This window comes from Streptomyces cirratus (genome assembly GCF_014650775.1).
Lineage (GTDB): Bacteria > Actinomycetota > Actinomycetes > Streptomycetales > Streptomycetaceae > Streptomyces > Streptomyces cirratus.
The window spans coordinates 19,624-37,674 of sequence record NZ_BMVP01000011.1 but is presented as its reverse complement, the minus strand read 5'-3'; the positions used below and the strand labels follow the sequence as shown (position 1 = coordinate 37,674).

13 protein-coding genes are annotated in these 18,051 nt (G+C 73.2%); 11 read left to right on the top strand and 2 right to left on the bottom strand.

All coding sequences use genetic code 11. The annotated features are described in order from the left end of the window. Window positions 1–284 precede the first annotated feature (284 nt). Both IE207_RS23715 and IE207_RS23710 read right to left on the bottom strand, forming a co-directional pair. Complete coding sequence (locus IE207_RS23715; RefSeq protein ID WP_190186310.1) at window positions 285–1,904, bottom strand: penicillin-binding transpeptidase domain-containing protein; 1,620 nt, start codon at window positions 1,902–1,904, stop codon at window positions 285–287. A gap of 199 nt (window positions 1,905–2,103) precedes the next feature. Beyond that, on the bottom strand, window positions 2,104–3,870 hold the full coding sequence (locus tag IE207_RS23710; RefSeq protein WP_190186309.1) for a dolichyl-phosphate-mannose--protein mannosyltransferase: 1,767 nt from the start codon (window positions 3,868–3,870) through the stop codon (window positions 2,104–2,106). A 78-nt stretch (window positions 3,871–3,948) separates the two neighbouring features. Between IE207_RS23710 and rsmI the strand changes: the two genes are divergently transcribed. From rsmI to galE, 11 genes are all read left to right on the top strand, one after another. After that, entirely contained in the window at window positions 3,949–4,845 is an 897-nt protein-coding gene (rsmI, locus tag IE207_RS23705) for a 16S rRNA (cytidine(1402)-2'-O)-methyltransferase (protein ID WP_190186308.1), read from the top strand. Window positions 4,846–5,004: 159 nt separating this feature from the next. Further along, complete coding sequence (locus IE207_RS23700) at window positions 5,005–5,505, top strand: hypothetical protein (protein WP_373304758.1); 501 nt, start codon at window positions 5,005–5,007, stop codon at window positions 5,503–5,505. Between the two features lie 98 nt (window positions 5,506–5,603). Beyond that, window positions 5,604–6,482 (top strand): TatD family hydrolase, encoded by an 879-nt coding sequence (locus IE207_RS23695; RefSeq protein ID WP_190186307.1) that lies wholly within the window; start codon window positions 5,604–5,606, stop codon window positions 6,480–6,482. A 115-nt stretch (window positions 6,483–6,597) separates the two neighbouring features. After that, the gene (locus IE207_RS34185) at window positions 6,598–8,532 is read left to right on the top strand and encodes a ubiquitin-like domain-containing protein (RefSeq protein WP_190186306.1); all 1,935 of its coding nucleotides are present in this window, start codon (window positions 6,598–6,600) and stop codon (window positions 8,530–8,532) included. After that, on the top strand, window positions 8,529–9,431 hold the full coding sequence (rsmA, locus tag IE207_RS23685; RefSeq protein ID WP_190186305.1) for a 16S rRNA (adenine(1518)-N(6)/adenine(1519)-N(6))-dimethyltransferase RsmA: 903 nt from the start codon (window positions 8,529–8,531) through the stop codon (window positions 9,429–9,431). The genes IE207_RS34185 and rsmA overlap by 4 nt, the downstream gene beginning before the upstream one ends. Before the next feature lie 56 nt (window positions 9,432–9,487). After that, a complete protein-coding gene (locus tag IE207_RS23680; RefSeq protein ID WP_190186304.1) occupies window positions 9,488–10,417 on the top strand; it encodes a 4-(cytidine 5'-diphospho)-2-C-methyl-D-erythritol kinase in 930 nt (309 codons plus the stop codon). A gap of 55 nt (window positions 10,418–10,472) precedes the next feature. Beyond that, window positions 10,473–12,281 (top strand): ABC-F family ATP-binding cassette domain-containing protein, encoded by a 1,809-nt coding sequence (locus IE207_RS23675; RefSeq protein ID WP_190186303.1) that lies wholly within the window; start codon window positions 10,473–10,475, stop codon window positions 12,279–12,281. A 158-nt stretch (window positions 12,282–12,439) separates the two neighbouring features. Beyond that, window positions 12,440–14,077 (top strand): outer membrane protein assembly factor BamB family protein, encoded by a 1,638-nt coding sequence (locus IE207_RS23670; protein WP_190186302.1) that lies wholly within the window; start codon window positions 12,440–12,442, stop codon window positions 14,075–14,077. A 43-nt stretch (window positions 14,078–14,120) separates the two neighbouring features. After that, complete coding sequence (locus tag IE207_RS23665) at window positions 14,121–15,977, top strand: outer membrane protein assembly factor BamB family protein (RefSeq protein WP_190186301.1); 1,857 nt, start codon at window positions 14,121–14,123, stop codon at window positions 15,975–15,977. Window positions 15,978–16,108: 131 nt separating this feature from the next. After that, window positions 16,109–16,810, top strand: a complete 702-nt coding sequence (locus tag IE207_RS23660; protein WP_190186300.1) for a response regulator transcription factor — start codon at window positions 16,109–16,111, stop codon at window positions 16,808–16,810. 133 nt (window positions 16,811–16,943) lie between these two features. Further along, entirely contained in the window at window positions 16,944–17,903 is a 960-nt protein-coding gene (gene galE / locus IE207_RS23655; RefSeq protein ID WP_190186299.1) for a UDP-glucose 4-epimerase GalE, read from the top strand. The last annotated feature ends 148 nt before the right edge of the window (window positions 17,904–18,051 follow it).

The following is an 18,051-nucleotide window of genomic DNA, read 5'->3' as shown; positions in this document are numbered from 1 at the left end:
CTGCCCGCCGCGCTCGCCGTGGCGCGGGAGGCTGGGCGGCCGTCCCTACCCGGCACGGGCCCTTCCGGGGGCGAGGCCGGCGCGGCCCCGACCGGTGCGGGAGCCGGGCGCCGCGTGTCCGGGTGAGTCCGGCACCGGGCCCCCGGCAGGCGGCGGCGGGCGGAGGTCACCGAAGCCCGACGCCTCGCCCAGCGGCCCCGCCCGGCATCCGCCGGACGGAGTCCGGCGTCCGGAACGGGGCGGTGCGAGGGGCGCGTCCGGAACGGGGCGGTGCGAGGGGCGCGTCAGGGAGCGGCGGAGAGCACGGCGGCGACGATGGGGCCCGCCGCATCCGCGCCGTGGCCGCCCGCTTCGACCATGGCGGCGGCCGCCACGTCGTCACTGAAGCCGGTGAACCAGCTGTCCGGGCTGACGCCGTCCACCTCCGCCGAGCCGGTCTTCGCGCCCTTGTCGCCGCCGACCGAGGACATCGTGCCCGCGGCCGTCCCGCTCGACGCCGTCAGCCGCATCATCGACACCAGCTGCTGGCGCACCGACGGCTTCATCCCGCGCGCCGCCGCCGCGACCGACCGGCCGTCCAGCTCCGGTGCGACCAGCAGCGGCTGGTGGAACTGCCCGGTGCGCGCCGTGGCCGTGAGGGAGGCGACGTTCAGCGGGTTCATGGTGATGTTCCCCTGCCCGATGTACTCGGCCGCCGCCTCCGCACCCGAGGTGACGGGGACCTTGCCGTCGACCGACTTGACGCCCGTCTTCCAGTCCAGGCCGATGCCGAAGACCTCCTTCGCCTCCTTCGCCAGCGCCGCGTCGTCCTTGACGTCGTCGATCTGCTTGATGAAGGCGGTGTTGCAGGACTTGGCGAAGCTGGTCGCGAAACTCGCGCCGGGCAGCTCGAAGTCGTTCAGGTTGTGAAACGTGCGGCCGCCCCAGGCCGCTTCCTTGACGCACTCCGCCGGTTTGTCGGCGGCCGCCTTGCCCCGGTCGAGCAGCATCGCCGCCGTCACGATCTTCATCGTCGAGCCGGGGGCGCGGGCGCCCTGCATCGCCGCGTTGAAGCCGTCCTTGCGGTTGTTCGCCACGGCCAGGACGTGGCCGGTGCTGGGCTGGACGGCGACCACCGAGGACTCCGGGTAGCGGGACACGGCCTTCTCCGCCGCCGCCTGCACCCGCGCGTCCAGGTACGTCGTGAGCGTGGCGGGCTCGCCCTCCGTCAAGGTCAGCAGCGTGCGCTGCGGCGTGCCCGCCCCGGCCGGCTCGATGAACAGCGCCGCGCCGGGTCTGCCGCCCGCCTTCGTGCCGTAGGCCCGGGTCAGCTCGGCGAGGACCGGGCCCAGCGAGGGGTACTTCTCCGCGGTCAGCTCCGCACCGCCGTGGTCCACGGTCTTGACCGGCGCGTTCGCGGGCGCTGCGACGCGCAGTCGTTCGCCCTTCTGGAGCTGCGGGTGGAGGACCGAGGGCTGCCAGTCGACCAGCGCCTTCCCGGTGGAGACGCCGCGGACGACGGTCAGCCGGGAGTCGTAGGCGAGGGGCTTGGTCGTGCCCTCGTACGTGACCTCCGCCTCGACCTTGAACGGCACGGTGGTGCCGGTCGGCGTGCCGGGAGTGATCACGGCCTTCGACACGTACGCCTTGGCCGCGAAGTCGGCTACCGCGGTCTGCGCTTCCTGCGCGTTGTTCGTCAGGTCGGCGGCCGCCCGGTAGTCCCCCGAGGCCCAGGCGGCGAGGAAGTCCTTCGCGGTCCGCTCGGTCTCCTTCGTGCTCGGCGGGCCGGTCTCCTTGGCGGTGGCCGCCAGGCCCGTCGCCCCGCCTCCGTCCTCCCAGACCAGCGTGTACACGCCCCAACCGGCCCCGCCGACCATCGCGAGGAACACCCCGCCGACGATGGCACCCTTCGCCGCCCCGTTCACTTGCGTCCCCTCCCCGGGCCACGGCCCCTGAACGTGTTCAAGAACCCTTGGTGTGGACCTTACGCGCTGCGAAACGGCCGGACACGCCTCGTTACCGGACCGGAACGTCCTGGCCGGTTCTCGACCTCCACGGAAAAGGTCCGGCGCCCCGTCGGCGCCGGACCTCTCCGCACTCTGTTCATCCAGGTCTGCCGGGGCTTCAAACCCAGGTGTCCAGCCACATGCGGCCGCGCCAGGAGTCCATGGGGAGGGTGCCGCCCGTGTAGATCGGCCAGAAATAGATGAAGTTCCAGATGATCAACAGGACCAGGACGCCCGCGCCGATCGCGCCCAGGGCGCGGCGGCGCTCCGAGGAACCCGCTGGGCCCAGGAGGGCGCCGATCATCATCGCGACCGCCAGGCACAGGTACGGGACGAAGACCACCGCGTAGAAGAAGAAGATCGTGCGTTCCTGGTAGTTGAACCACGGCAGCAGGCCCGCAGCCAGTGCGCACGCGATCGCGCCCGCCCGCCAGTCGCGGCGGAAGAACCACCGCCACAGCACGTACAGCAGCGCGAAGCAGCCCGCCCACCACAGCAGCGGCGTGCCCAGGGCCAGCACCTCGCGGGCGCACTTGCCCGTCTCCGTCGCCGGGCAGCCGTCGGTGCCGGGCGCGGGGGACTCGTAGAAGTAGGAGACGGGCCGGCCCAGCACCAGCCAGCTCCACGGGTTCGACTCGTACGTGTGACCCGAGGTCAGGCCGACGTGGAACTTGTACACCTCGGTCTCGTAGTGCCACAGACTGCGCAGCCACTCCGGCAGCCAGGACAGGGAGCTGTGCCGGTCGTTCTTGGCGCCCCAGTCGCGGAAGTACCCGCCCTTGCCGTCGTCCGCGCTCAGGAGCCAGCCCGTCCACGACGCCAGGTAGACGCCGATCGCCACGGGCACCGTCGAAAGGAACCCCGGCAGCGCGTCCCGGCGCAGCATCGCCGCGTACGGGGCGCCCGCGCCCGCCGTGCGGCGCGCGGCCGCGTCCCACAGCACGGTCAGCACGCCGAAGAATGCCAGCACCACCAGGCCGTTCCACTTCGTGCCGAACGCCAGGCCCAGACAGACGCCCGCCAGCAGCCGGTACGGGCGCCACCCCAGCCGCAGCGTCTGCGCGACGGCCGCGTCCGGCCGGGCGCGGCCGTCGGCGTCCACCGGCAGCGCCGCCGCGAGCCGCGCCCGCGTCCGGTCCCGGTCGATGACCAGCGCCCCGAACGCCGCCAGCACGAAGAACATCAGGACCAGGTCGAGCAGCGCGGTCCGGCTCATCACCAGGTGCAGCCCGTCCACCGCCAGCAGCGCACCGGCCAGACAGCCCAGGAACGTCGAGCGGAACAGCCGCCGGCCGATCCGGCACAGCATCAGAACGGACAAGGTGCCCAGCACCGCGGTCATGAACCGCCAGCCGAACGGATCGAAACCGAACATCCACTCGCCGAGGCCGATCACCCACTTCCCGACCGGCGGGTGGACGACGTACCCCGGCTCCAGCGGCAGAGCGACCCCGCTCGGGTCGGCGAGGATCGACTTGTCGACGTCCTTGGGCCAACTCGCCTCGTAGCCCTGCCGGATCGTGGCCCACGCGTCCTTCGCGTAGTACGTCTCGTCGAATATCACCGCCTTCGGGCTGCCCAGGTGCGCGAACCGCAGCACCCCCGCGACCAGCGTCACCAGCAGCGGCCCCACCCAGGCCATGACGCGCTGCCAGCGCTCGCGCGCCGCGACGGGCACGCCGAGCGCCGTCCACAGCTGCTCGGAGGGGTGCGCGTACGGGGGCACGAGGCGGGTACGGACGTCCGCGCCCCGCACGCGCGGGGCGTAGCCGAAGCCGCGCAGGCGGCGGAGCCAGACGGGCGGCTCGGGTTCGGGGCCACCCCCGCCCGACGGCACGGGCGGGGCCCCCGCGGGGCTGGGCGGCGGCGTCGCGGTACTGGTCACCGGATCATCGTAGGGAACGCGGCTGGGGGAACCCCAGTGCCTGCGCGAGTCCCATGGGGCGGCTGAGAGGATGGACCGGTGACGACTGACCAGCCCCGCGCCGCCGTGACCCCCTCCACCACCGGCGTGCTCGTGCTCGCCGGGACCCCGATCGGCGACCTCGCCGACGCCCCGCCGCGCCTCGGGGCCGAGCTGGAGCGGGCCGACGTGATCGCCGCCGAGGACACCCGGCGGCTGCGCCGGCTCACCCAGGGGCTCGGCGTGCACACCACCGGGCGCGTGCTGTCGTACTTCGAGGGCAACGAGTCCGCCCGCACCCCCGAACTGGTCGAGGCCCTGGAGTCCGGCAAGCGGGTCCTGCTGGTCACCGACGCCGGGATGCCCTCGGTCTCCGACCCCGGCTACCGCCTCGTCGCCGCCGCCGTGACCAAGGACATCAAGGTCACCGCCGTCCCCGGCCCCTCCGCCGTGCTGACCGCGCTCGCCCTGTCGGGGCTGCCCGTGGACCGGTTCTGCTTCGAGGGCTTCCTGCCGCGGAAGGCGGGCGAGCGCCTCGGCCGGCTCCGGGAGGTCGAGGGCGAGCGGCGCACGCTCGTCTACTTCGAGGCCCCGCACCGGCTGGACGACACCCTGGCCGCGATGGCCGAGGTGTTCGGCGGGGGCCGGCGGGCCGCGGTGTGCCGCGAACTGACCAAGACCTACGAGGAGGTCAAGCGCGGCGCTCTCGCCGATCTGGCGGTCTGGGCCGCCGAAGGAGTGCGCGGCGAGATCACGGTCGTGGTCGAGGGCGCACCCGCCGCCGCACCGGGCGACGTCGACGACGAGGAGCTGGTGCGCAGGGTGCGCGTGCGCGAGGAGGCGGGGGAGCGGCGCAAGGAGGCCATCGCGGCGGTCGCCGCCGAGGCCGGCGTACCCAAGCGCGACGTCTTCGACGCGGTGGTGGCGGCAAAGAATGCGGCACGGAACGAGGCGTAGATCGGTAAAGAGATAACCTGAAAAGCAAAGCTCAGACCGCGCACCGGCCCTTTTTGGCATGAGTGGCCCAAAGTCCGCCCAACACTGGACAGGGCCTGATGCGCTCCCGCCCGAAGAGGCGTCCACTGGCAATGCACCAGTGGAACAAGAGGAGCTGGCATGAGTGAGATCGCTGAGACCCCGGCACCCGCACCGACCGCCGCCACCGCCATACCCGCCGCCCCGCCGAGGCCGTCCGTGCACACGGTGCACGAGGCGTACTCGTTCGCCTGCATGAAGTGCGGGTACGGCTGGGAGCAGGGGTACGAGATCGAACACCACGTGGACGGCAAGGGCCAGCCCTTCATCGTGTACACGGCCGACAGCGAGCGGGTTCCGTCGCCCCTGTCCAACCCGACCTGCATGAACTGCGGCGGCCACGTGGTCCGCATCATGCGCGAGGGACAGGTCAAGTCGGTCCTCGGCATGCTCGACCAGCTCTACCACCAGGCCATCCACCCCGGTATCGCGGGACCCGTCCCGGCCACGCAGGACACCCCGCGGCCGCCCAAGCCGCGCAAGGCGCCGCTCACGCACGAGGGACCCGGTCCGGTACCCGCCGGATCCCCGGCCGTACGGCGCGGGCCGCTGGCCCGGCTGCGGAGCCTCTTCCGCGGATGAGCGGCAAGGTGAGCCGCCGGTGAGCCGCCGGTGAGCAGCGGACGGGCGGCGGGCGAGCGGCGAGACCCGCCCGCCCGGCCGGTCATAAGATCGGCCTCATGAGCCGCACCCCGAACGACGCGCCGCCCCCGTTGCCCGAACCGCTGCGGGTGGCGGTCGCCGACTCGCACACCCATCTGGACATGCAGTCCGGAACCGTCGAAGAAGGCCTGGCCAAGGCGGCCTCCGTGGGAGTGACCACCGTCGTCCAGGTCGGCTGCGACGTGAAGGGCTCGCACTGGGCCGCCGAGACCGCCGCCGCGTACGAGAACGTCCACGCCGCCGTCGCCCTTCACCCGAACGAAGCGCCCCGCATCGTCCACGGGGATCCCGGGGGAGGCCGGCCGGGGCAGGGCGTCCGGACCGGCGGCGGCGAGGGGGCGCTGGACGACGCGCTGGCCGAGATCGAGGCGCTGGCCTCGCTCCCCCACGTCAAGGCGGTCGGGGAGACCGGACTGGACTACTTCCGCACCGGGCCCGAGGGCATGGCCGCGCAGGAGCGGTCCTTCCGTGCGCACATCGAGATCGCCAAACGCCGGGGCAAGGCCCTGGTCATCCACGACCGGGACGCCCACGCCGACGTACTGCGCGTGCTGCGCGAGGAGGGCGCCCCCGAGCGGACCGTCTTCCACTGCTACTCCGGGGACGCCGAGATGGCCCGCGAGTGCGCCGCCGCCGGGTACTACATGTCCTTCGCCGGGACCGTCACCTTCAAGAACGCCGCGCCGCTGCGCGAGGCGCTCGCGGTGGCCCCGCTGGAGCTGGTGCTCGTGGAGACGGACGCCCCGTACCTCACCCCCGCGCCGTACCGGGGGCGGCCGAACGCCCCCTATCTCATTCCGCTGACGGTACGGGCGATGGCTGCGGTCCGCGGCCTGGACGAGGACGCGATGGCCACCGCCCTGGCCGCCAACACGGCCCGCGCCTTCGGCTACTGAGGCCCCCGGGACCCGTCCGACACGCTGGGTAGCGCTGCGGCTTTGATGAGTGACGGCCGTTCCCGCTAGGGTGCCGTGCCCGAACCAGTGGGGCCGGACACGTGGAGCGATCGTCGTGAGCGAGACACAGGGCAGTGGCGGCCGTGCCGCACAGACGGCCGAGCCCCGGCCGGCCGGGGCGCGGGACGAGTGGGACACCGCCGCGGCGGCCTGGCCGCGCGGCGCCGACGGCCCGGCCCCGAGCTGGACCTCCCCGGCCCTCTGGCCCCCGCCCACCCGGCCGCCCCACCCGGGCGGCCCCGGCGAAGCCCCGTACGACGGCCCTTACGAGGCCCGTTACGGCGGCCACGGCGACTCCCCGTACGGAGGCCATCGTGTCGGCGGCCCGTACGACGGCCAGGGCGAGGGGCGAGCCGGCGACCCGTACGGAGGCCATCGTGTCGGCGGCCCGTATGACGGCCAGGGCGAGGGGCGAGCCGGCGACCCGTACGGAGGCCATCGCGTCGGCGGCCCGTACGACGGCCAGGGCGAGGGCCGAGCCGGCGACCCGTACGGGAGCCTTCGCGAAGACCGGGACGGCGGCCCGTACGACGGCCGGCTCGAAACCCCGCCCGGCGACCCCTACGACAGCCCGCTACGCAGCCTCCTCGCCCCGCGCGAGGAGCCCGGGCACCCCACGCCGCGGGATCCGGACCCGGCCGTCCCGGCCCCGCGTCCCGCACGGCGCCGCAAGGGCCGCGGTCGTCCCGCCGCCCCGCACGAGGACCCGTCCCGCACCCCGGCGGAGGAACCCGCGGGCCCCGGCAGGCGCCGGCGCCCGGAAGCCGCGGGTGCCACCGCCTGGCCCCCCGCCGAGACCGGACCCGGCCGCAGGCGCCGGAGCGAGAACCCCCCGCCCGCCCCCGCCGCGACCGGCACCGGAAGACGCCGCGCGGCGCCCGCGACCGCGACCGCCGGCCCCGACCACTGGCGCCGCATCGTCCCCCAGGCCCTGGTCGTCGCCTTCCTCGCGGGCGGCACCACCGCGTTCGTCGCCGCCGACAAAACGGTCCGCCTCACCGTCGACGGCGTCCCCCGCACCCTCCACACCTTCGCCGACGGCGTGGACGAACTGCTCGCCGCCGAAGACCTCGGCGTCGGCCCCCACGACCTCGTCGCCCCCGGCCGGGACACCGCCCTCGAAGACGGCGAGGAGGTCGTCGTCCGCTACGGGCGGCCCCTCCACCTCACCCTCGACGGAGCTCCCCGCCAGGTGTGGACCACCGCCCGCACCGTCGAAGGCGCCCTGCACCAGATCGGCGTCCGCGCCGAAGGCGCCTACCTCTCCGCCGCCCCGGCCACCGCCGTACCGCGCGCCGGGCTCACCCTCACCGTCCGCACCGAACGCGGCGTCACCTTCATGGCCGACGGCCACGAGACGACCATCCGCACCAACGCCGCCACCGTCCGCGAAGCCCTCGGCCAGGCCGGCATCACCCTGCGCGGCCAGGACACCACCTCCGTCCCGCCCGACTCCTTCCCCCGCGACGGGCAGACCGTCACCGTGCTGCGCATCACCGGAATCCACGAGGTCCGCGAGGAACGCATCCCCTTCGAGACCGAGCGGGCCGAGGACGACAGCCTCTTCGCCGGTACCGAGCTGGTGGAACGCGCCGGCCGGCCCGGGGCCCGCCGGGTCACCTACAGCCTGCGCACCGTCAACGGCGTACGGGAGAAGCCCCGCCGGATCTCCGACGAGGTGATCCGCGAGCCCGTCACCCAGCTCGTCAAGGTCGGCACGAAGCCGCTGCCGACCTCCGTCGCGGGCGCCGACGGCCTCGACTGGGACGCGTTGGCCCAGTGCGAGTCCGGCGGCCGGCCCTCCGCCACCGACGCGTCCGGAACCTACGGCGGGCTCTACCAGTTCGACGTCAGCACCTGGCAGAGCCTCGGCGGCAGCGGCCGGCCCCAGGACGCCCCGGGCGCGGAGCAGACCTACCGGGCCAAGAAGCTCTACGTGCAGCGGGGGGCGACTCCCTGGCCCCACTGCGGCCGTAGGCTTTACCGGTGAGCACCGCAGAGCAGCAGCCCAACGAGACACCCTCCGACGCCCTCCTCGGCCCGGCCGACATCCGGGAACTGGCCGCCGTACTCGGCGTCCGGCCGACGAAGCAGAAGGGCCAGAACTTCGTCATCGACGCCAACACGGTCCGCCGGATCGTGCGCACCGCCGAGGTGCGGCCGGACGACGTGGTCGTGGAGGTCGGGCCGGGTCTGGGTTCCCTCACGCTCGCGCTGCTGGAGGCCGCGGACCGGGTCACCGCCGTCGAGATCGACGACGTCCTCGCCGCCGCGCTGCCCGCCACCATCGAGGCACGGATGCCCGGGCGCAAGGACCGCTTCGCGCTCGTGCACTCCGACGCCATGCTCGTCACCGAGCTGCCCGGCCCCGCGCCGACCGCGCTCGTCGCGAACCTCCCGTACAACGTGGCCGTGCCCGTCCTGCTCACGATGCTCGACCGCTTCCCGACCATCGAGCGGACGCTGGTGATGGTGCAGGCGGAGGTCGCCGACCGGCTCGCCGCCGAGCCGGGCAACAAGGTCTACGGGGTGCCTTCCGTCAAGGCCAACTGGTACGCGCACGTCAAGCGGGCCGGATCCATCGGCCGCAAGGTGTTCTGGCCCGCCCCCAACGTCGACTCCGGTCTGGTCTCGCTGGTCCGCCGCTCCGAGCCGATCAAGACCACCGCCTCCAAGGCGGAGGTGTTCGCGGTCGTCGACGCGGCCTTCGCACAGCGCCGCAAGACCCTGCGCGCCGCCCTCGCCGGCTGGGCCGGTTCCGCCGCGGGCGCCGAGGCCGCCCTGGTCGCCGCGGGCGTCTCCCCGCAGGCCCGCGGGGAGTCCCTGACGGTGGAGGAGTTCGCCGCGATCGCCGAGCACAAGCCGGCCGCCGAGAGGCCCGCCCTGTGAGCCGCGCCGCGAACCACCCGCTGAGCGGCCCCGTGAGCGACTCCGCGAGCAGTTCCGTGAGCAGCTCCGTGACCGTACGGGTCCCGGCGAAGGTCAACGTCCGTCTCGCGGTCGGCGCCGCCCGGTCCGACGGCTTCCACGACCTGGCGAACGTCTTCCTTGCGGTGTCCCTGTACGACGAGGTCACCGCGGCCCCCGCCGACGGGCTGACGGTGACCTGCGAAGGCCCCGACGCCGACCAGGTGCCCCTGGACCGCAGCAACCTCGCCGCCCGCGCCGCCGAGATCCTCGCCGAGCGCAGCGGCCTCGCCCCGTCCGTGCACCTGCACATCGCGAAGAACATCCCCGTGGCGGGTGGCATGGCCGGAGGCAGCGCGGACGGCGCGGCGGCCCTCCTGGCCTGCGACCGGCTGTGGGGCCTGGACACCCCGCGCGCGCAGCTGCTGGACATCTGCGCCGAGCTGGGCAGCGACGTGCCGTTCAGCCTGGTCGGCGGGGCGGCGCTCGGAACGGGCCGGGGGGAGGTCCTCACGCCGGTCCCGGCGGGGACCTTCCACTGGGTGTTCGCGGTCGCCGACGGCGGGCTGTCCACCCCGGCCGTGTTCCGCGAGTTCGACCGGCTCACCGCCGGCCGGGAAGTCCCGGCCCCGCAGGCGTCCCCGGACCTGCTGGCCGCCCTCGCCTCGGGCGACGCCGACGCGCTCGCCGCGACCCTGGCCAACGACCTCCAGCCCGCCGCCCTGTCGCTGCGGCCCGCTCTCGCCGACACCCTCGCGGCGGGCACCGGCGCCGGAGCGCTGGCCGCCCTGGTCTCCGGCTCCGGCCCCACCACCGCGTTCCTGGTCCGTGATGCGGCGTCGGCCGCCGCGGTCGCCGCCGCCCTCGAAGCCTCCGGGACCTGCCGCGCCACCCGTGTGGCCGACGGTCCCGCCCCGGGAGCCACCGTCGTCTCCGGGCCGTCCGGGAGGGTTAGGCTGAGGGGCTGATCCACACCCTCTCCCGGACACCGGCCGGGGGGACCCCGCACCTGGAGCGCGTCTGATGGCCGTCAATCTGGTCAATGTCGAGGCAGTCAGCAAGGTGTACGGCACCCGTACCCTGCTCGACGGCATCTCCCTCGGCGTGTCCGAGGGAGACCGCATCGGTGTCGTCGGCCGCAACGGCGACGGCAAGACCACCCTCATCCGGATGCTCGCCAAGCTGGAGGAACCCGACACCGGCCGCGTCACCCAGTCCGGCGGCCTGCGCATGGGCGTCCTCACCCAGCACGACTCCCTCGACCCGCAGGCCACCGTCCGCCACGAGATCATCGGCGACATGGCCGACCACGAGTGGGCCGGCAACGCCAAGATCCGCGACGTGCTGACCGGCCTCTTCGGCGGCCTCGACCTGCCCGGCTTCGGGCAGGGCCTCGACACCGTCATCGGCCCGCTCTCCGGCGGCGAGCGCCGCCGCATCGCCCTCGCCAAGCTCCTCATCGCCGAGCAGGACCTCCTCGTCCTCGACGAGCCCACCAACCACCTCGACGTCGAAGGCATCTCCTGGCTGGCCAAGCACCTCCAGGAACGCCGCTCCGCACTCGTCTGCGTCACCCACGACCGCTGGTTCCTCGACCAGGTCTGCACCCGCATGTGGGACGTCCAGCGCGGAGCCGTCCACGAGTACGAGGGCGGCTACAGCGACTACGTCTTCGCCCGCGCCGAACGCGAACGGATCGCCGCCACCGAGGAGTCCAAGCGGCAGAACCTCATGCGCAAGGAGCTCGCCTGGCTGCGCCGCGGCGCCCCGGCCCGCACCTCCAAGCCGCGCTACCGCATCGAGGCCGCCAACGAGCTCATCGCCGACGTGCCGCCGCCGCGCGACACGTCCGAACTGATGCGCTTCGCCAATGCCCGCCTCGGCAAGACCGTCTTCGACCTGGAAGACGTCACCGTCCAGGCCGGCCCCAAGGTCCTGCTCAAGCAGCTCACCTGGCACCTGGGCCCCGGCGACCGCGTCGGCCTCGTCGGCGTCAACGGAGCCGGCAAGACCTCCCTGCTGCGCGCCCTCGCCGCGGCCGCCCGCACCCAGGGCGAGGAGCAGCCCGCGGGCGGCAGCGTCACCGTCGGCAAGACCGTCAGACTGGCCTACCTCTCCCAGGAGGTGGGCGAGCTCGATCCGTCGCTGCGCGTCCTGGAAGCCGTCCAGCGCGTCCGCGACCGCGTCGACCTCGGCAAGGGCCGTGAGATGACCGCCGGTCAGCTCTGCGAGCAGTTCGGCTTCACCAAGGAGAAGCAGTGGACGCCGGTCGGCGACCTCTCCGGCGGCGAGCGTCGGCGGCTGCAGATCCTGCGCCTGCTGATGGACGAGCCCAACGTCCTCTTCCTCGACGAGCCGACCAACGACCTCGACATCGAGACCCTGACGCAGCTGGAGGACCTCCTCGACGGCTGGCCCGGCTCGATGATCGTCATCTCCCACGACCGGTTCTTCATCGAGCGCACCACGGACACCGTGATGGCGCTGCTCGGTGACGCGACCCTGCGGATGCTGCCGCGCGGCCTGGACGAGTACCTGGAGCGCCGCCGGGCGATGATCGAGGCCGCCGCCCCGGCGCCGGCGCCCGCCGCCAAGTCCGCCTCGGCGGGCACCGCGACGTCCAAGGACGGGCGCGCCGCGAAGAAGGAACTCCAGAAGATCGAGCGGCAGCTCAACAAGATGTCGGACCGCGAGTCGAACCTGCACGCGCAGATCGCGGAGAACTCCACCGACTACGACAAGGTCGCCAAGCTCGACGCGGAGCTGCGGGAACTCATCGCAGAACGGGACGAGTTGGAGATGCGCTGGCTGGAGCTGGCCGAAGAGGCCTGATCCGGCCACCTCCGGTCGCCGGCCGACCGGATAACGGCCACGTCACGGGCCGGTCCTCCCTTGGGAACAGGGCGTGGACCGGCCCGATGTATGCGCGGCGTCAGTGATAGAAAGGTCATTCTCCCGTCACGACCGTCCCACGCCGAAGGTATGCGCTGATGACCGAGCCGCCCCAGCCGCCGCCGAACCAGCCGCCACCGCCTTCCGGTTACGGCCACCTGCCCGGCCCGCCGCAGCCCGGGTACGTTCCGCCGCCGGGCGGGAACCCGTACGCCCAGCAGCCCGCGACGGCCCCGCAGCAGCAGTTCCCGCAGCCCGGCTACGGCTTCCCGCCGCCGCCCCAGGGCGTTCCCGGCGCGCCGGGTGCCCCCGGCGTCCCGGGCAACCGGAAGCCGGTCGTCATCATCGCCGCCGCCGTGGCCGCCACGCTCGTCCTCGGCACCGGCGCCTACTTCGCCTTCGGCCGGGACGGCGGCGGCTCCCCCAAGCAGCCCGTCGCACAGGGCAGTACGTCCGCCGACGACAAGCCCTCCGGCTCGCCCTCCGTCGACACGGGCGACGGCAGCGGCAACGGCGCCGGCGAGCAACAGGACTTCAACGCGGGCCGGGGGCCCGGCGAGGACAAGGTCCTCTGGTACAAGAGCGCGAAGATCGACGGTCCGGGCGCCGGCATCCCCTCCAAGGGCCAGTGGGTCGTCGGCGACTCCGTCGTCAAGGCGGTGGGCAAGTCCCTCGTCGGCTATCAGGTCACCGACGGCAAGCAGAAGTGGAAGCTCGACTTCCCCTCCGATGTCTGCGGCAGCACCGACCAGACCACCGGCGACGGCAAGACCGCCGTCCTGCTCAAGCAGGACGACAGCGACACCGCCGACTGCAACCAGTTGAAGCTGATCGACCTCAAGTCGGGCAAGGAGGGCTGGACGAAGACCGTCGAACAGCAGAACCTCTTCGACACCGCCATCAGCGCCTACCCGAGCATCGTCGGCGACACGGTCACCGTCAACCGCCTCATCTCCAGCACCGCCTACAAGATCAGCACCGGCGACAAGCTCTTCACCGGCAACGTCCCCGAGGGCTGCAAGCCGCATGCCTACATCGGCGGCGGCACCAAGATGATCGGCCTCGCCACCTGCGAGGACGCGGACCGCACCGCCGAGGTCCAGGGCGCCGACCCGGCCACCGGCAAGAAGAGCTGGACCTACCGCCTGCCCAAGGGCTTCACCGTCAGCAGCGTCTACTCCGTGGACCCCCTCGTCATCGACGTCGGCAACCGCGACACCAAGCAACGGGCGATCCTCTCCCTGGGCCCCGACGGGCAAAAGCGCGCCAGCATGTCCGCCGAAGGATCGTTCGGCATCTGCCCCGGGGGCGACGAAGGCCGGCAGGGCTGCGGCACCTCCGCCGTCGCCGACGACACCCTCTACCTGGCGACCGCGTCCGCGACGGGCGGCAAGTCCAACGAGATCGTCGCCTTCGACCTGGGCAGCGGCAAGGCGAAGTGGCGCACCCCTTCCGGGGACAACACCTTCCTGGCCCCGCTCGGGGCCGAGAAGGGCCGGCTGATCGCCTACCGCAAGAGCCTGTCCTCCGACAAGGGCGGCGAGATCGTCGCCGTCCCGGCCGCAGGCGGCAACCCGACCGTGCTGCTGCACAATCCGTCGGGGGCGGCCTCGAAGGTAGAGAGCGCGTTCTACTCCCCGGAGCTCGACTACGTGGACGGCCGGTTCTTCCTGTCCGTCACCCGTCTGCAGGCCGACGGCAAGGACGAGAAGCTCCTGATGGCCTTCGGCAAGTGAACGAGTCCAACGAGCCGCCCACCGAGAGGCAGTAGATCCCCCCATGAGCACGCCCAGTACCCCGCCGCCGCCGCCCAACCAGCCGCCCGCCGGCGGCTACGGCGCGCCCCCGCCGCCCAACCAGCCGCCCGCCGGCGGCTACGGCGCGCCCCCGCCGCCCAACCAGCCGCCCGCCGGCGGCTACGGCGCGCCCCCGCCGCCGAACCAGCCGCCCCAGGGCGGCTACGGCGCGCCCCCGCCGCCCAACCAGCCGCCGCCCGGCGGCTACGGCGCGCCCCCGCCGGTCCCGCCCATGCCGCCGACGGTTCCGCAGCAGCCCCCGGCCGCCGCGCCCGGCCAGCCCTCCTACGGCTACCCGCCGCAGGCACCGGCCGGCTACGGCTACCCCCAGCAGCAGCCCGCCGGCTTCCCCACGACGCCGCACCAGGCCGTCGGCCAGGGCGGAGCGGGCGGCGGCGACAAGCGCACCCAGCTGATGATCGTCGGCGCCGCGCTGCTGGCCATGGTCCTCATCATCGGCGGCGGCTTCTTGTACGTCTCCGACCAGGGTGGCGGTGGCGGCACGCAGCCCACCGCCAACGGCGGCCCCAGCGGCTCCCCGGGCAGCGACAAGGGACCCGCGCCCTCGGGCGGCACGGAGAAGGTCCCGGCCAACACCAAGTCGCGGACCCTGGTCAACGTCCCCAGCCCGGCGCCCGACGACGTCGTCTCCGTCGACGGCTCCTGGCTCACCGACACCACCTACGTCAAGTCCGACCTGGCCAAGGTCGTCGGCTACAACCTCGTAGACGGCGGCAAGAAGTGGGAGATCCCGCTCCCCGCCCAGGTCTGCGGTGCGACCAAGCACGTCAGCGGCAACAAGACGGCCATCCTCTTCCAGGAGGGCATGGCCAACGACAGCAACAAGTACCCCCGGTGCACCCAGGTCGGCGTCATCGACCTCGACGCCGGCAAGCTCGTCTGGTCCGGCACCGCCAAGTCCCAGACCAACGGCGACAAGCCCGTCCCCTTCACCGAGGTCACCCTCAGCGGCCAGACCGTCGCCGCCGGCGGCCTGGGCGGCGGCGCCGCCTGGAACCTCGCCGACGGCAAGTCGCTGTGGACGCCCAAGGCCGACGCGGACGGCTGCTACGACCTCGGCTACGCGGGCGGCGAAGCCCTCGCCGTGCTCCGCAAGTGCGGCCGCGACCCCAACCAGACCCTCTTCGCGCAGTCCCTCGACCCGGCGACCGGCGCGCCGAAGGCCTCGTACAAGCTGGCCCCCGGCATCGAGTGGGCGGGCATCATCTCCACCAAGCCGCTCATCGTCGCCGCCAACGTCGGCAACACCGCCAAGAACGCCACCAACGTCAGCGACCTGTTCGTCATCGACGACGCCGGCCAGCTCAAGTCCCGCATCGGGCTCTCCAGCGGCAACTACGGGCCCGACTGCCCCGCCACCGAGGTCGAGCAGTGCTCCGGCATGGTCGTCGGCAACGGCAAGGTCTACCTCCCCACCTACGAGCACCAGGGTGCGGCCGGCTCCATCGGCCGCACCAACGAGATCGTCTCCTTCGACCTGGAGACCGGCAAGGGCACCACCGACCGCGCCGACGCCGGTGAGCGGTACACGATGTACCCGCTGCGCATGGACGGGTCGAACATCATCGCCTACAAGGAGCCCCCTTACGACGGGGGCGGCCAGATCGTCAGCATCGACGGCAAGACGATGAAGCAGACCGTCCTGATGCAGAACCCGTCGGACAAGGCCGTCCACAGCGCCGAGACGCAGTTCGTGGTCGACCACTCGGAGTTCCGCTACCACAACGGGCACCTGTTCATCGCCCGCACGATGGTCCGCAAGCCCTACTCCAGCACCAGTGAACCGGAGCACCTGTTCGTGTCCTTCATCGCCAACTGACCGACGAACCCCCGCGCACGCGAGCCCCCGGACGACCCGACGCTTCCGGGGGCTTTCGCGCGGTAACCGGCACGCCCCGTCGAACAAGCGTGTAGCTTGCCGGGTCAGGAGGAACGGGGGAGGTTGCCCTCATGGGCGTACGGGTCATGGTGGTCGACGAGCACCGCCTGCTGGCCGAGGCGCTCGCCTCGGCCCTCAAACTGCGGGGCCACCGGGTCCTCGCCGCCGCCGCGCCGGCCGCCGGAGCGGCCGAACTGGTCATCAGCCGCGCCCCCGAGGTCTGCCTCTTCGGTACCGCCACCCCGGCCGAGCCGGCCGTCTTCGAACCCGTCGTCCGCATCAGGCGCGAGCGCCCGCAGATCGCCGTCGTGGTCCTCGGCCCGGTGCCGAACCCGCGCGGGATCGCCGCCGCCTTCGCCGCGGGCGCCTGCGGGTACGTACGCCACGACGAGCGCATCGAGGGCGTGGAACGGGCCCTGGCCAAGGCGCGGGCGGGGGAGGTCGCCATCTCCCCGCAGCTGTTGCAGAGCGCCTTCGCGGAGCTGCTCAACCCCGCCGCCCAGCCCGACGACGAGGGAAGCCGGCTGCTGCGGATGCTCACGCCGCGCGAGGTGGAGGTACTGGTCCGGGTAGCGGAGGGCGAGGACACCCGGCTCATCGCGGCGGGCATGGCCATCGCGCCGAGCACGGCGCGTACGCACGTCCAGCGGGTCCTGATGAAGCTGGGCGTGGGCTCGCGGCTGGAGGCGGCCGCGCTCGCTGCCCGTACCGGCCTCCTGGACCGGGCGGCCCCGCCCGCGCCGCCGGTGTGGCCGCCGCCCGCCGAGGGCTGAGGGGCGGGCCGGGGTCCGCTTTCCGGGCGATTGCGGGCAGGGCGTCCCCGCGGATTTCCCCGGAGGCGTGCGATCCGGTAAGCCGGACCCTGCACGCGTTCCCGTGTGCGTTCCCCCGCGAGAGGCAGCAGCAGTGAGCAAGTACCTGGTCACGGGCGGCGCCGGATACGTGGGCGGCGTCGTCGCCGCCCACCTCCTGGAAGCCGGCCACGAGGTGACCGTCCTCGACAACTTCTCCACCGGCTTCGGAGAGGGCGTCCCCGCGGGCGCCACCCTGATCGACGGGCGGATCCAGGACGCCGCCCGGTACCTGGACCCCTCCTTCGACGCCGTACTGCACTTCGCGGCCTCCTCGCAGGTCGGCGAGTCGGTCGTGAACCCCGGCAAGTACTGGGACAACAACGTCGGCGGCACCCTCGCCCTGCTGACCGCGATGCGCGGGGCGGGCGTGCGCAAGCTCGTCTTCTCCTCCACCGCCGCCACCTACGGCGAGCCCACCGAAGGCCTGCTGACGGAGACGTCGGTGACCGCGCCGACCAACCCCTACGGCGCCTCCAAGCTCGCCGTCGACCACATGATCGCGGGCGAGTGCGTGGCACACGGCCTGGCGGCGGTGTCGCTGCGCTACTTCAACGTGGCGGGTGCCTACGGGGAGTTCGGCGAGCGGCACGACCCCGAGACGCACCTGATCCCGCTGGTGCTGCAGGTCGCGCTCGGACAGCGCGAGTCCATCTCGGTGTTCGGCGACGACTATCCGACCCCCGACGGGACCTGCGTCCGCGACTACATCCACGTCGCGGACCTCGCACAGGCCCACCTTTCGGCGCTGCGCGTCGCCGCCGAGGGCGAACACCTCATCTGCAACCTCGGCAACGGCAACGGCTTCTCGGTCCGCGAGGTCATCGAGACCGTCCGCAAGGTCACCGGCCGGGAGATCCCCGAGGTCGTCGCCCCGCGCCGCGCGGGCGACCCGGCGGTGCTGGTGGCCTCCGCCCGCACGGCGCACGAGCGCCTCGGTTGGACCCCCACCCGCTCCGACCTCACCGGCATCGTGACGGACGCCTGGAACTTCGCGCGCCGCAACCACTCCTGACCGGGCGTACCCTTCCGACCGGCCGTACCCTCCTGACCGGCCGTACCCTCCTGACCGGCCGCACCCTTCCGACCGGCCCGCACCTTCCGATCGGGCATGGGGCGCGCCGCGGACAGGGGCGCGCACCGGTTCTCCGTGCGCTGTCGCC